Source organism: Pedobacter sp. 01T416_2 (assembly GCF_056398925.1).
In genome coordinates this window covers 1-13,155 of the sequence record NZ_JBFTQI010000060.1, presented here as the reverse complement: position 1 = coordinate 13,155, position 13,155 = coordinate 1, and the positions used below count along the sequence as shown (strand labels likewise).

The window sequence follows — 13,155 nt, the reverse complement described above, 5'->3', positions numbered from 1 at the left end:
TTCTTAAACTGGCTGAACATATGAATGAAATAATCGGTGAATACTTAATAATTAAATGATAGGCAGGGGCCAGCCCTGCGGCTACCTTCCTTCAATACGCTGTTGCTGGTGGGGATTGTCCGGGAAATAATCGCCCTGTGCACCGGAAGAAAAACTCTGCTTGATGTTGCGGTAACCATCGCCCAGCGCATCTGCCACCATCCCACCACCTGACTTTGCAGCCTGCGATCCAGAACGGGTAGTAGCAGACACGATCGAATTCACTTTTTGCAGGATCGTATTTCCCCCACCTGCATGCACCACATAATTGGCCACATTCGGTACACAGAAATAACCCACGATGCCGATGATCAAAAAAATCAGGTAAGCGGTATCTAAACTGGAAAAGAAAGTATTCCCCTGCTGTTCGATCTGCGCTAAATCCAGCTTTAGCATATTTTCCTGCACCTTTCCCAGGATACTCGAAAAGATATTACAGATGGGTAACCAGAGAAAAATATTCACATAACGCGCGATCCATACCGTCAAAGTATTCTGAAAACCGTCAAAGACCGCAAATCCAAACACCAGTGGTCCAAGGATGGCCAGTACGATCAGAAAAAAGGTACGCACGGTATTGATGCACAGCGCAGCCGCGGCATAAAGAATCTCCAGCACCTCACTCAGCCACTGCTTGATCGAATTTCTGAAATTATACGATGCCTTAGCAATATTGAACTCCAGCCCACGCGACAGTCCATCCAAAAAAGTTTCTTCTTCCCCGTTTGGATCCTTCGGATAAGCGTATTTATGCCATTTATCCATATCCCCGCTGCCATCTTCCCCGACATACATCTGCCAATAGCGGCTCTTTTTTATTGCGGCTTCCTTCATTTTAAGCAACCGCTCGATTGCTTTATTGCTGTTAGCAACCATGGCATTGGTAGCCGATACCGTTGGTTGTAATACCCCATTGATCATGCCCAGCACCGCCGGAAAAAGCATCACCGCCATGCCCAATGCAAATGGCCGCAACAACGGGTAAAAATCAATAGACTCCGCCGATGCCAGCTGCCGCCATACGCGTGAAGCGATATACCACAAAGCCCCAAAACCAGCGAGTCCCCTGCCGACATTGATCATGCCCGAACATAGCGGCAACATTTCACTATATACCCTGTCCAGCACAGGCTGCAGGCCGGAAATACTCTGTGCCATTCCCTGAGCCATCACATAAGAAGGCAGAAATATTACTGCTAAGAAGGCCACAGACAGATAAACCACTTTTTTCATAAACCCTTGATTTGTTGTTCTGATTATATTGATCTGGCTGATAGCGATGCTAAAAACCCATCCACCAACCAAGCTATCCCTTTAAACAGGCTTAATTCTTCCCCATAAGCACATTACTCAGCCCCTTTACATCCGCTCTTTCTTTGCTCCTTTGCAGATCCAGCATGGCCGCCTGATCATTAAATGCCCGCAAAAACATCAGCTTTTCTTCCGTATCCGCAAAGATCCGGTCAATCGCTGCCAACCTTTCCTGGTCACTCATGCGCAGATTCGACGAAGTAATCACTGTGAGCAGTTCATCCAGGTTATCCTTGCTCAGCTCAAAAAGCTGTCTGTACACCCCGGCCATATAAGCGATATCTTCTTCCGAAAAATTGCCCGAAGCGGAAAAACGCTTAAACGCGCGCTTATATCCGGAAACGATACGACCCTGATAAGTGATAATATCCGCCACTTTGTGATATCTTTTGATCTCCGGGCTCACCAGCATCATGCCGTCCAGAAAGACTTCATGCAAGGAAAAATTCCCTTCAGCGATATCCTTTACCGCCTTATAACCACTGGAAATCAGCAAATAGCCTTTCTTCATATCGGCTAAAATATTCTTCAACTGACTGAGCTTTTCGACATTTAAAAGCAACTGCTGTGCTTCAGTAGACTGGCCGTAACCAGGGGAAGAAAACACGGTCAAAAGGCAGCAAAGTACCACGGAAAAGCGCCTAAAAAGTCTTTTTAATACTGAGCCGAGCAATAACTCAGCGAAATACTCAAACTGATCCCTATTCAAAACCATAAGCCCTCCTCAAGTCTAAAATATCCAAATGATCCCTTTCCCGGTTCCTAACCAACCGTTCCACCTTTCCCATAAAATCGGCAGTAAAAGCAGCCTTATCCTGCATCGCTTCATATAACAGATCAATGCGCCTGATCCGCTCAGCTTCCCCCATCTCCAGCCTGCCCGAAGTCACCACCAAAAGCAGCGATTCCAGATCAAGCGAACAGTCCGCCAGTACTGCTGCTTTCACTTCCAGGATATACAGCTGATCAGCTGGCGAAAGCATGGCATTTCCCTTAAACTCCCCAAACCATCTTGCGATACTGATCTGGTATGCCAGGATTTCTGCCACCTTCACATTTTTTCGAACCGCCGGGCTTACCGTTTTCAAGGAAGAAATAAATGCCTCATGCAGACTGAATTCTCCATTTGTGATATCACGCACGGTCTGCAGTCCCCCATCGACCAACTGGTAACCCTTCTTGGCATAACTTAAGGAAAGCTGTAAAGCAGCAATCTGTTCCAGCAGGTATTTTTTCTGCGTTTTCTTCTGGTTAAAAAATTCGCCAAAGGTCTGTGCATGAGCTGCGCCACCATAGCAGAACATCAAAACCAACAGACCAAGCACCGAAGCCCTCACTTTAAAAGCCGAACGCTTTACTAGACCAACCGCCAATACCGAAACGTTTCCGGCCTTAGCGCAACACTTAATTTTCGATTCCATAGATTTCTTTTAGTTTAGCGCTTTCCTCTATTGAAGAAGCACGTTGAATACTTAAGACCGCATTGCCCCGGTTAAAACTTTTCAGGTCGGTATAATTCGCATCCATCTTTTCAGATGCCTTTGAAATGATCTCCAGTCTTTCCGCATCACTCATTTGCGTTTTAAAGGAATTGACCACCAATAGCAGCTGATCAATATTTTTGATGCTTTCATCCAATATCCCCGAATACACCTTTTGCATATAATCCAGTTCCGAGGCTTCAAAATGTTTATCCTGCTTGAATAAGTTCCAGGCCCACTTGTATTCATCCACAATAGCAACCTGTTTCGCCGTCAGATCCTTCACTTTTTTATAATAGGCAATGGCTGATTTGATCTTCCAGAGTTCCTCGTAATATTCCCGGTAAAGCTCCTTCTGCCGTTGCGTCCAGTCTGCGATCTCTGTCAGCTTTAATTTGGATAGCTGGTTTTCCAAAACCTTCTGCGCATTCTGCAGCCAAATCGTCTCATTCTGCAATCGCTGGATCTTCAGGTCTACCGCCTTGATTACTTTTTTTACGCCCGCCTTGATCACTTCTACCACCGCGATCTGCGCATCTGCTCCTTTTGGTAGCCCCACGATCAAAGTCATCGTACTTACCGGCAGAATTACCATATATTGTTTCATCGTGCTCCGAATTTTAGTCCATAGTTTTCCCAGCCGGTCAGCAGACCGGCCCAATAGATTTTTCATACGTTAATTGATTTTTATCCCTTATACATGTAGCCAGGCAAATGACTTGCCTTCAGATTAATTTCCGACCAACTTTCGAAATTCCCGAGTTCCTAGCAGCAGCACTCCAGAATCGGGATAAAAGCTGATGATCTTGGAATTCCTGGGCACCTGGACCGACCCGCTTTCCTCATCCCAAATCCCCATCCATCGCTCAGTATCATGCTCCAAGCGGCCCAGCTTTCCATTCTCCAGCCGCCTAAAACCCGTCTTTCGAACTATAGAATAGGAACCCTTGACTTTGTTAAAATCCCCAATGATCAGTGTATCCCAAGATTCACTGTACTCTCCCTTGGCGTCATCCACATAGGTACCTGGGATAAAAGATTGCAGGTTCCCATTACTTTTGCAGGCAGTAAAACCCAGCACGCTGAGCAACAGARAAAGAGTTTTTGTTTTCATGATTGATTTGTATTTGGTTAGCATTGTTTACGATTGGATTGGTTTATGAAGTGTATCTGTTAATTCCTTCTGCTTAGCCCTCATCTCAGCCGCCAGAACCGATATTCCTTTCTGGATGCTGCCATAACGCGCCGCGTATTCCTGCACCAATATCTTTTCCCGCTCTTCGGTGGTATAAGCCAAATACTCCTCTAAACTTACTTCTGTCCGGTAGACTTTACTCATCTGCCCACCCAGCGAGAAAAAGATTTCCTTGTATTTCAGTTTGGGATCGTTTGCTTTGTTCAGTGACAGCACCAACGCCTTTTCCTTATCCGTTAGCCCCAATAGCTCCTGGATCTGGTCAAACTTGTTCTGGTATTTACGCTGATCGAGCAAGATCTTACAATCCGCATTATTGATGATCGCCTGTTTCACAATTGGTGACGAGATCACGTCCTCAATCTCCTGGGTCACCACGATCGGTTCCCCAAAAAACTTACGCATCGTTTTAAATAAATAGCGGATGTATTCAGCCATACCCTCCTTCGCTATCGCTTTCCAGCATTCTTCGATCAGCACCACCTTTCGGATACCTTTCAGCTTTCGCATCTTGGAAATCACCATTTCCATAATGATCAGCGTCACTACCGGAAATAAAATCGGGTGATCTTTCACATTATCCAGTTCGAAAACAATAAACCTTTCAGATAACATATCCAGGTTTTCCGAGGCATTGAGCAGGTAATCAAACTCCCCGCCCCGGTAATAGGGATTGAGCACATAAAGGAAATTCCCGATATCAAAATCCTTCTCCTTTACTTTTCCATCAGATAATACCTGCATATATTCCGACATCAGAAACTCATAGAAGGAATTAAAGCAGGGAAAAATATCACTCCTAAGCTCCAGGTGCTCGTAATACAGTTTCAGGGCATTAGAAATCGCTACATATTCTGACCGTCTATAGGGTTCATCATCCTTTTTCCAAAGCGCCAAAAGCAAAGTTTTGATGCTTTCCTTTTTCTCGGTATCCATCTGATCCCCATCGGAGAGGTAAAATGGATTAAACTTGATCGGATCCTCCTCGCTATAGGTGAAATAATAGCCTCCCACCAGCTCGCAAAGCCCTTTATAACTGTGCCCGATATCCACCAAAATGCAGTGTGCTCCCTGCTCATAATAAGAGCGCATCATATGGTTCACTGCAAAAGATTTCCCGGATCCCGATGGCCCGATCAAAAGCTTTGCCCGGTTAGTAATCAGCCCCTTTTCCCAGGGTTCATCGCTGATATCCACGTGTACCGGTTTCCCTGTCAATCGGTCCCCTAATCTAATCCCGAATGGGCTTAAAGAACTCTGGTAAGCCGTTTCCAGGTTAAAAAAACAAGCCGCCTGCTCTAAAAAAGTATCAAAGGAGTCATTCATTGGAAAATCTGCCGCATTTCCCGGCAGGCCAGCCCACCAGATCTGCGCCTGTCCATCCGTTTCCCGTTTTGCTGAGGCATCCAGTCCCGCCATCGCCGAGCCCACCAGGTTTTTCAGATCCAACGACTTCGATCGGTCCGAAGACCAGGCCAGCACATTAAAGTGCGCTTTTACCGGCAAACGTTGTGATGCTACCGCCTCATTTAAAAAGTCATTTACCGCATCGCGGGACAATGCATTCTCCCTCGAATACGCCGACAGTGACTGCAAACGCAGTTTCTTTGCCTCCAACCTCTTCAGCACTTTATCCCTATCACCTATAAAAATATACTGGTTCAAAATATGGTTGCAGGAGAGCAGCGATCCCAGTGGACTGGCAAAACCGATACTGAACTTTGACCTGTCCGAACTGTATTTATCATAATTGATGCGTGGGCCGCACAGTGCAGGCAGTTCTTCCACATCGGAAAGCGTATAAAGCTCACAGCGTTTATCACCCACCCGTATTTCATCACGCAAATGGATATCTGAGATCAGCGGCATTTCCGCTTTGCCCAATAAAAAGCAGTAACGCTCGATCAAGCCTGGTTTATTTGCCGTTCCAGCAACCTCATCATCAGTCAAGCGCACCAGCGATACAAAACCACTATCAGACAAAATCCGGACAAACTGCCCCACATGATCCAAAAAAGAACTGAACACAGCAGGATCTATCGTCTGTTCCGGCACAATACGCCTGCGCAGGATATTGCTGTAAGCCGAATTTGAAAGTTTCCGTCCCATCGGCTTCGCGGTCAGCATCACATAACACTCATGTTCCAGAAATTCCCGCTCATTAAAAAAGCGTTCCGAGGCTCCCGATAAAAAGCTGTGCTCCACCGAAAAATCTGCCTTAAACTGACTTTCCAGGAACCAATCCTGTTTATGCAGCACCGTGCCAACAGGCAACACCCTGATCGCCTTTACCCAGGCCTGGTGATAACTTTCGTAATCCCTTTCCGAAAGCGTAAAAATTTCCGGCAAGTTTAACCTGAACACCACCGTCAGATCCCCCTGCATCGACTGGATGCAGTCATGCTCTACCTTATATATCGGAAATATATCAGCTGCCTCTATCATGACCGAACGTTTTTTAATCCTGTAAACAACCGTCTCGAGCGGAACACCAGATATTTAGGCAAGGCACGCTTGGCCAGATACTTCAGCAAGCCATGTTCCCCAAACTTTGCACTCATGCGGAACACCACTGCAAACAGGCCACCGCCAGACAGCGCAACCAATACCATCAAAACCACCAACGGCACACCCGACACATAACCCACCGCAAAACCGATCAACAGCAGCACCAAACCCAAAGCCAGATAAGCGATATACTGCGCCTTTAAGCCCTTGAACACAATCGGCCTTCCCACGCCTTTATTGATATGATATACTATAGCCATAACTAAATCCCGAAAAATGATTTTAAAACCGTAGCCACAATCACCAGAAACACGCAGCTACCAAACCAGGCAGAAGCCACCTTGGAAGTATCCGGCTCCCCAGCATTCCACTTGTTAAAAACCTTGACCGCACCTATAATACCCATCACTGCACCGATGGCATACATCAGGTCACAGCCGCTATCAAAATACCCCTTAACCTTATTTGTCGCTTCCTGAATCCCTGCATCGCCATCCTGCGCAAAAAGTGGGAATGTAGACCAAAACTGACACCAGCAAAAGATATATACTACCAATAAAAGTTTGGCAAAAAGCGTCCTAAAAGGACTATTGAATTGGTTTTTCATAAAAAACAGATGAAAATAAATTGATTGATGTTGAACTGGAAATAAATGACCGACCGATCAGAAACGATAAGTTAATACCAGAGATTCTCCAGCTCTTCCACAGAAAGGTGAAAAGCCGCATGCGAACTGATAAATTCATTGATTCGCCTGATCCTGGGATGCGAAGCCATGCCCGGATAATTCTCCTTCACCGCTTTCATCAGCTTCAGGAAATCCCTTTTTGATCCGTCTTCCTTTGCCAGCAACAAAAACACATTTTTGATTTCTTCCAACAGATCCGGCACCAGCCCCTGTTGATCCTCCACCTCACGCCCTTCGAGATCCACAAAACCGATCTCTTCCATTCCCACTGAGCTCATGCCTTCAGGTAATTTTGCTTTGCCCATCAGGTCATCCGCCAAAGGAATTCCTGCACTAACCGGACCGGTATGCTGCTGACCCTGGGGAGCATGCCCACCATCCTGCTTTCCAGCGTTCCTGAAATCCAATGGCCCACGCTTTCTTTTCAGATAAAAAAACAGCAAAACACCACCATACCAGACCAGTGCCAGAACCAATAACACCACCATAAACTGAAGCGTAGAAAAACCTTGCAACATAACCGCTCAACTTTTTCCCGGCACCCCATTGTACCGGGATTTGATAAAGCAAAGTTGCGCAAGCTCCAGATCCTCCTATCCAATATTGGATAGATTGGAATCTGAACCGCTCTTAAAACACCCGATAACCCATATTGCGCTATTACTAAAGACATCTACTAAAACCCATTCCTCCGCCTCGCCTTTTCCGGATCATAGGCATCATCCTCATCCATTTTCTTCAGCACCGCTAGTCTCATCATATCCAGAAATGCTGTCTTGCTCATCGTTTTCCTCGCCTTCAGGTCATCAAAGCCGCGTTTGGGCACCCGAAGGTTCACCCCAAAGAACGTACCCACCACCTTGAACAGCTCCACAATCCCGATACTGCCATTATTCACCTGACCTGTTAAATGGATGCCATGTACCAGCTCGATCAGGTGGATATCCTCCCCCGTCCATTTGAACTCCCGCTGCAGACCGCCCAAAGGGTCAACCACTGTCGAAGACAGAGGACCCCGCCCCGAAAGCGCATGCAACAGCGCCAGGATTTCATTACGCAAGCGCTCCTGTGCTAAAAATGAGCTGACCAGCTCAGCCATCGCAGTACCCAAAAACGGCTCATAACCCAATACAACCGGCTGAAGTACATTCCCTGGATCACGCCTGGTATAAAAAAGGTCATCCAGCATGCATCCATCCAATCTGAAATAATCATAATGCAGCGTATGCCGCTCAAAAAAAGCAGCAATAGCGCTCAGCCTGGAGAGATAATATTTCTTTTTCGCCTTCGGCCCGGATTCGGGAACACCCACCAAAAAATGATGGTATGCGGTGTAATACACGATCAAAGACTTAAACCTGGGATAGGTGAATTTATAATAACCGATCTCTTCCTGTGCATCCATAGGCGGATGGGCAGCTACAAAATCAGTCAATTCCTTCAGCGCATCCGCAACTGCAGCAATCTGCGCCTTAAGCAGTGGCACAGGAGACAATTCAACGAGGGACAAAGATTCCAGCCGGGCATGAAGTTCTCCCAGCAGATTTTCACTAAACTTGTTGTACATAGGTTGATATTTAGATAAATTCCCACCTTGCCCGTTAACTGGCAACAACTCTCACAGGCAGAAAAAGTAAATTCATCATGGACTAATGGTCTGTTCCAGATATAAGCAAAAACGCCCCACAGTGATCAGATCCTTTCTTACATGGTTTTCACTGCGTATATTTCAGAAGTCTTGCAAACTGGCAAGGTCCAGTCATATCCAGTTCAGCCCCTTCTGATACGTTATTCCACTTTCTTCACTGATACCATTTTTTGGTCAGATCATAAACAAAAGCATTAACATCACCCGAACAGCAATACCCGTACTAAACCGCTCAATAAGCCGTTATAAAAGAGTATCCGTCCCGACAGGACAATATTACCCCGTTTAAAAATAACAATGGTTGATCTGTGACACAATCGATCACCATGCCACAATTTAACGACTGCGAAGCCGACCTACTGGAAACATTAAGCTTCATCATCCCCCTTCCAACCCCCATGCAAAACCGGGTGAAAGAAGAAAGCCTAATTGAAACTTTCGAGCGCAAAAAATTACTTTTATCACCCGGCGAAACTGCACGCCGTATCTACTTCATACGCAGTGGATTCCTGCGCGCCTATTTCATTGACGACAGCGGAAACGAATGCACCACCTGGTTTACCGGCAAAGGCGATCTGATGATCTCTGTACATAGCTTTTTCACCCAGCAGCCTGCAAATGAGTACATAGAAGTGCTTCAGGACTGCACACTGCAGTCCCTTACCTGGCTCGAGCTGAATGCTTACTACGCTGACTTCAGCGAAGGCAACCTGTTGGGCAGGCTCATCACCCAGCGGTACTTTATCCTAAGCGAAGAAAGGGCAATACTGCTGCACACCCGAAGCCCCGAACAACGCTATGACCTGTTACTCCAAAACCATCCCGAAATCGAACAGCAGACTACCCAACAGAACATCGCCTCCTACCTCGGCATCAGCCGTGAAACACTGAGCAGAATCCGCAGAAAAAAAACCAGAATGTGTCACCAGACACAAAACCGCTAAAACACAACAGGCATTTTTTTATTTAAAAAAGATCTGCTAAAACTAAATTAATGGTTGCTTTATCATCACTTCAATTCTGGAGCGATCAGAAAATCGGCACCCACCTCATATTAATCCCTTGTTGTTCCGTCGTCAAATAAAACCAACCCTCAATCGGAACAACAGTTGATACGAAATAGATGACCACTAATAAGTTTCTTTCCTGATTTCTGTTTCAATTCACCCCTGATCCATTTAATTATCTTTTATGGTATACCCAGAACATATGAAATTATATGGCTAGTCTTCTCCAACTTGGACTGCTCATGAAATAACAAAGCCCGGCAATTTTTAAAACTGCCGGGCTTTGCTATGCAAGTTAAATGGCCTTAGCGGGACGCTAAAACTAGATGAGTTTTCTTTTATCTTTATTTGATGTTTTATAGGGCTCGTCCCCCTCATTTTTGCACCCAAATAGACTCATCAATAACAGCATTTATATTATTCTCATATTGTTGACAGCCCAAATTAAACAGAGCCGTAGATATCCTTCTAACTGATGCCCATAGCGTACTTATCTATTGCTTTAAATTAATTATGATTGGGGATGAACTGTTGAATCGTCTAATCAAACTTATCACAACCGCTCATCACATCCGTCTATATAATATCACAACGGAAATGATCAGACCAATCAAAAAAAACCAAAATAGAACTTTAGCAACAAACCGTTGGTGTAAGATATTCTGTTTTATCACCGCTATTCGTTGATATTCTTTATTTTTTTCTCTTAAACTCATCTTGGAAACTTCAACATGTGTCTCCATTAAATCAACTTCAGATTTATAACTGACTTTCAAATTTATGAAAGCAAAAATCTGAAATAAAAGACCGACAAAACAAACAATAGCTGAAATTTTAAGTAAGCGCATAATAGGTTTAAATTTATGGATTAAAACACTGGTGGACGCATGTCACGTTCAGGATGTTGCCATAAATTAATATCGGACGGGATCTGTAAGATTGGATAATTAATCCCCCCTTTTGTAAAGCTTCAGTCAATTGTTTCCTGTTGTAAAATAAGAGTTCTTGCATACAGTTATGCTTTTTTAATACCGCCTTATCCAATAGCCGAGGGTCTATTGGAGAGATTGCTGATGAACTTGCCATCTGCCTTAACCTTCTGAGTAAATGGAAGCAGCGTAAAACAGAATCCAAACAGCTCTCTTCGGTTCTTACATAAGGCCACCTATCTTGTTAGCCGGGCTGTTAAGCTGAAATGACATAGATTTATAACAGCATGGAATAAAAATCGCTTTTGTCTCTAGTGTACCAATGGCCATCGATGTAGTAATACTTATCCTTTTCTACTTTAACTATAGGAATATCACTTTTTATATACTTCTTCCTAGTGCTGTTATCGTTTAGATCATGAAATGTGTAGTAACCCATTGTAGGCTCGTAGCTGTTGTAAAAAGCTTTATTTTTTTTATCAAAAGCTAAAAACGCTGTTTTATTATATTTATAATTCAACTTAGGACTACGTTTAGAGCTCTTTTCGTTATGAATATTTAAACTCAACTTATAGGTGTTTGTATCATGCCCAGCCAATGTTACCTTCAGTTTAAAAAGTGAATACTCACTGGGTCTGATATCGTAAGTCGTAAGTGAGTTAACATGTAGAGCTTGGCAGAGCTTGCCATTGGAAACATACAGTATTAACTGGTTTATTACGTCCTCGTTTGACCCAGCCCTTTTCACGTAGTTGATTTGTAAAAAAACTTTATTTAATATATTGACAGTATCAACACTCATATAGTTATTTATCAATAAGGTATCTCGTAAATAACTAATGGTTAGCATCCCACTTGAAGGCTTATAATACAAATTAATGTTTGCTTTATTGCCCTCAAAAGATTGTATGTTATAAGATTGGGCTTTTGTTGATCCAATCGTAACATATAAACATATCAATAATACAATAATTATCTTCTTTATCATAGCTCAAAATTTTATTAGCTGTTATCTAAATTTAAAAAATGTTGAATTGCCGCCACTACAGTAATGATGAATTTCCCAGAACTTACTTGCTGAAAATTACTATCCTTAGCTCTTGCTTGGGGAGTCAAAGGGGTTGCACTCCAACTAATAGCGCCATTTGAATAATCCATTGTCTCGCGGTTGTCATAAGCCTGTAATGAGCCAACAATATAGAAGATGAATTGCTTTCGGAGCGTTTCAGCGAAGGCATCAAGATTACCCAGCTTGCCAAATTCCATTCTCGTACCTACGGAGCAATAAAAGCAAGGCTAATCAAACTCGAACTCCTACAGAAATAACAATCCAAGCTACATTTTGGTCTTAGCGAGACKCTAAGACCAAATTGGTGGCTACTTTTCGGCATCTTTATTGTTGATTACTTATAATTTTAAATCAAAACAGGCTTCTCGACACTTAAAGCCGTGAGAATACTTGATATTTTTTGTAAATCGTATGGAATTAAGTCGTCTGTCTTAAAATTGTGTTGAACGGTTTCCCAATCATCGGTTAATTGACCTATGGTAAAGTCCTTGGGTTCTTCATCAAGAGTATAAATCTCTTTTTCATCAAGTCTCCAATAATAATCATTTTCTATTTCTATCTCATTAACATACAACTCTTTATACCTTAAAAGAATTACGGATAGCATTTGCTCTATACTGTCTAACTTAACTTTCATTTTTGGCTACCATTTTACATACAGAACTTCAAGACTAAAAAGGCGTTCGCCAAGTAAATAACAAAGCCCGACATCTCCGCCGGACCTTACTACAATTTTATTCATCTCCCACACGCGACACGTGACTGTTGCACAACTCACAAGTGTTGAAAACGAATCCAGTTAAAGGAGGTATTATTCGGTAAATTGATGATATGCAAGGAAGAAAAAAATATCAGGAAAAGCTGTTCATGAGTTTTCAACTTTCAGATCATGTTCCTAAGGATAATTTTTATCACAGACTGAAAGATATTCTGTCTTTGGATTTTTCATATAAAACAACTGCAGGATATTACGGATCAGAAGGCCAAAAAAGCATATTCAGTTTTCAGGGTATGCCCTCCGCTGWTCTGCCAGGCTTCGCCCGGTGCCCCCTGCTGCTGTATCCGGTTTAAAGGGGAGGCTTCAAACACTGTTTCAGCAAAGGCATAGTCTGTTGCCTTTACAGCCTGCCACTAATGATCGACGAACCATTCGATAGAACAACGGGGAAGTGTAAAGGCATCATAGGATCTGTGAAACACCGAATTAACAAAATAGAACAAATCCATTTTCTATTTATCAAAGTACCTTCCTTAATCTCATCTTTTCAGGTGGTCGTATG

14 protein-coding genes and 1 pseudogene are annotated in these 13,155 nt (G+C 43.6%); 1 reads left to right on the top strand and 14 read right to left on the bottom strand.

The features are described from left to right. Window positions 1-81 precede the first annotated feature (81 nt). The 10 genes from traJ to AC1DPQ_RS04440 form a co-directional block, all read right to left on the bottom strand. Window positions 82-1,272, bottom strand: coding sequence for a conjugative transposon protein TraJ (gene traJ / locus AC1DPQ_RS04485; RefSeq protein WP_477608118.1), 1,191 nt, complete (start codon window positions 1,270-1,272; stop codon window positions 82-84). A gap of 91 nt (window positions 1,273-1,363) precedes the next feature. After that, window positions 1,364-2,065, bottom strand: a complete 702-nt coding sequence (locus tag AC1DPQ_RS04480) for a TerB family tellurite resistance protein (RefSeq protein ID WP_477582924.1) — start codon at window positions 2,063-2,065, stop codon at window positions 1,364-1,366. Then, window positions 2,052-2,771, bottom strand: coding sequence for a hypothetical protein (locus AC1DPQ_RS04475; RefSeq protein WP_477608116.1), 720 nt, complete (start codon window positions 2,769-2,771; stop codon window positions 2,052-2,054). Before AC1DPQ_RS04475 ends, AC1DPQ_RS04480 begins: the two co-directional genes overlap by 14 nt. Continuing rightward, window positions 2,755-3,438, bottom strand: coding sequence for a conjugal transfer protein TraI (locus tag AC1DPQ_RS04470; protein WP_477582921.1), 684 nt, complete (start codon window positions 3,436-3,438; stop codon window positions 2,755-2,757). Before AC1DPQ_RS04470 ends, AC1DPQ_RS04475 begins: the two co-directional genes overlap by 17 nt. Window positions 3,439-3,561: 123 nt before the next feature. After that, a complete protein-coding gene (locus AC1DPQ_RS04465; RefSeq protein ID WP_477608114.1) occupies window positions 3,562-3,945 on the bottom strand; it encodes a hypothetical protein in 384 nt (127 codons plus the stop codon). Window positions 3,946-3,972: 27 nt separating this feature from the next. Next, on the bottom strand, window positions 3,973-6,471 hold the full coding sequence (locus tag AC1DPQ_RS04460) for a TraG family conjugative transposon ATPase (protein ID WP_477582918.1): 2,499 nt from the start codon (window positions 6,469-6,471) through the stop codon (window positions 3,973-3,975). Beyond that, entirely contained in the window at window positions 6,468-6,794 is a 327-nt protein-coding gene (locus AC1DPQ_RS04455) for a DUF4133 domain-containing protein (RefSeq protein ID WP_477582916.1), read from the bottom strand. The genes AC1DPQ_RS04460 and AC1DPQ_RS04455 overlap by 4 nt, the downstream gene beginning before the upstream one ends. A 2-nt stretch (window positions 6,795-6,796) precedes the next feature. Next, window positions 6,797-7,141 carry a DUF4134 domain-containing protein gene (locus AC1DPQ_RS04450; protein WP_477582914.1) on the bottom strand — a complete coding sequence of 115 codons (345 nt, stop codon included), beginning with the start codon at window positions 7,139-7,141 and terminating at the stop codon, window positions 6,797-6,799. A 71-nt stretch (window positions 7,142-7,212) separates the two neighbouring features. After that, a complete protein-coding gene (locus AC1DPQ_RS04445; protein WP_477582912.1) occupies window positions 7,213-7,740 on the bottom strand; it encodes a hypothetical protein in 528 nt (175 codons plus the stop codon). Between the two features lie 158 nt (window positions 7,741-7,898). Further along, entirely contained in the window at window positions 7,899-8,789 is an 891-nt protein-coding gene (locus tag AC1DPQ_RS04440) for an RteC domain-containing protein (protein ID WP_477608112.1), read from the bottom strand. Window positions 8,790-9,196: 407 nt separating this feature from the next. On the opposite strand from AC1DPQ_RS04440, the gene AC1DPQ_RS04435 reads away from it, so the two are divergent. Further along, window positions 9,197-9,814, top strand: a complete 618-nt coding sequence (locus tag AC1DPQ_RS04435) for a Crp/Fnr family transcriptional regulator (RefSeq protein ID WP_477582910.1) — start codon at window positions 9,197-9,199, stop codon at window positions 9,812-9,814. Between the two features lie 1,269 nt (window positions 9,815-11,083). On the opposite strand, the gene AC1DPQ_RS04430 is transcribed toward AC1DPQ_RS04435, so the two are convergent. From AC1DPQ_RS04430 to AC1DPQ_RS04415, 4 genes and pseudogenes are all read right to left on the bottom strand, one after another. Next, on the bottom strand, window positions 11,084-11,794 hold the full coding sequence (locus AC1DPQ_RS04430) for a hypothetical protein (protein ID WP_477584598.1): 711 nt from the start codon (window positions 11,792-11,794) through the stop codon (window positions 11,084-11,086). 14 nt (window positions 11,795-11,808) lie between these two features. Further along, complete coding sequence (locus tag AC1DPQ_RS04425) at window positions 11,809-12,072, bottom strand: hypothetical protein (RefSeq protein WP_477584597.1); 264 nt, start codon at window positions 12,070-12,072, stop codon at window positions 11,809-11,811. A gap of 149 nt (window positions 12,073-12,221) precedes the next feature. Further along, a complete protein-coding gene (locus tag AC1DPQ_RS04420; RefSeq protein ID WP_477584596.1) occupies window positions 12,222-12,512 on the bottom strand; it encodes a hypothetical protein in 291 nt (96 codons plus the stop codon). 338 nt (window positions 12,513-12,850) lie between these two features. After that, window positions 12,851-12,982: pseudogene (locus AC1DPQ_RS04415) on the bottom strand (DUF6443 domain-containing protein); the annotation flags it as partial. Window positions 12,983-13,155 lie beyond the last annotated feature (173 nt).

Bases quoted from the DNA above. Each gene is read 5' to 3' on its own strand.
- traJ (WP_477608118.1), bottom strand. From the start codon at position 1,272: ATGAAAAAAGTGGTTTATCTGTCTGTGGCCTTCTTAGCAGTAATATTT.
- AC1DPQ_RS04445 (WP_477582912.1), bottom strand. From the start codon at position 7,740: ATGTTGCAAGGTTTTTCTACGCTTCAGTTTATGGTGGTGTTATTGGTT.
- AC1DPQ_RS04430 (WP_477584598.1), bottom strand. From the start codon at position 11,794: ATGATAAAGAAGATAATTATTGTATTATTGATATGTTTATATGTTACG.
- AC1DPQ_RS04470 (WP_477582921.1), bottom strand. From the start codon at position 3,438: ATGAAACAATATATGGTAATTCTGCCGGTAAGTACGATGACTTTGATC.
- AC1DPQ_RS04450 (WP_477582914.1), bottom strand. From the start codon at position 7,141: ATGAAAAACCAATTCAATAGTCCTTTTAGGACGCTTTTTGCCAAACTT.
- AC1DPQ_RS04425 (WP_477584597.1), bottom strand. From the start codon at position 12,072: ATGGAATTTGGCAAGCTGGGTAATCTTGATGCCTTCGCTGAAACGCTC.
- AC1DPQ_RS04440 (WP_477608112.1), bottom strand. From the start codon at position 8,789: ATGTACAACAAGTTTAGTGAAAATCTGCTGGGAGAACTTCATGCCCGG.
- AC1DPQ_RS04480 (WP_477582924.1), bottom strand. From the start codon at position 2,065: ATGGTTTTGAATAGGGATCAGTTTGAGTATTTCGCTGAGTTATTGCTC.
- AC1DPQ_RS04460 (WP_477582918.1), bottom strand. From the start codon at position 6,471: ATGATAGAGGCAGCTGATATATTTCCGATATATAAGGTAGAGCATGAC.
- AC1DPQ_RS04475 (WP_477608116.1), bottom strand. From the start codon at position 2,771: ATGGAATCGAAAATTAAGTGTTGCGCTAAGGCCGGAAACGTTTCGGTA.
- AC1DPQ_RS04435 (WP_477582910.1), top strand. From the start codon at position 9,197: ATGCCACAATTTAACGACTGCGAAGCCGACCTACTGGAAACATTAAGC.
- AC1DPQ_RS04455 (WP_477582916.1), bottom strand. From the start codon at position 6,794: ATGGCTATAGTATATCATATCAATAAAGGCGTGGGAAGGCCGATTGTG.
- AC1DPQ_RS04420 (WP_477584596.1), bottom strand. From the start codon at position 12,512: ATGAAAGTTAAGTTAGACAGTATAGAGCAAATGCTATCCGTAATTCTT.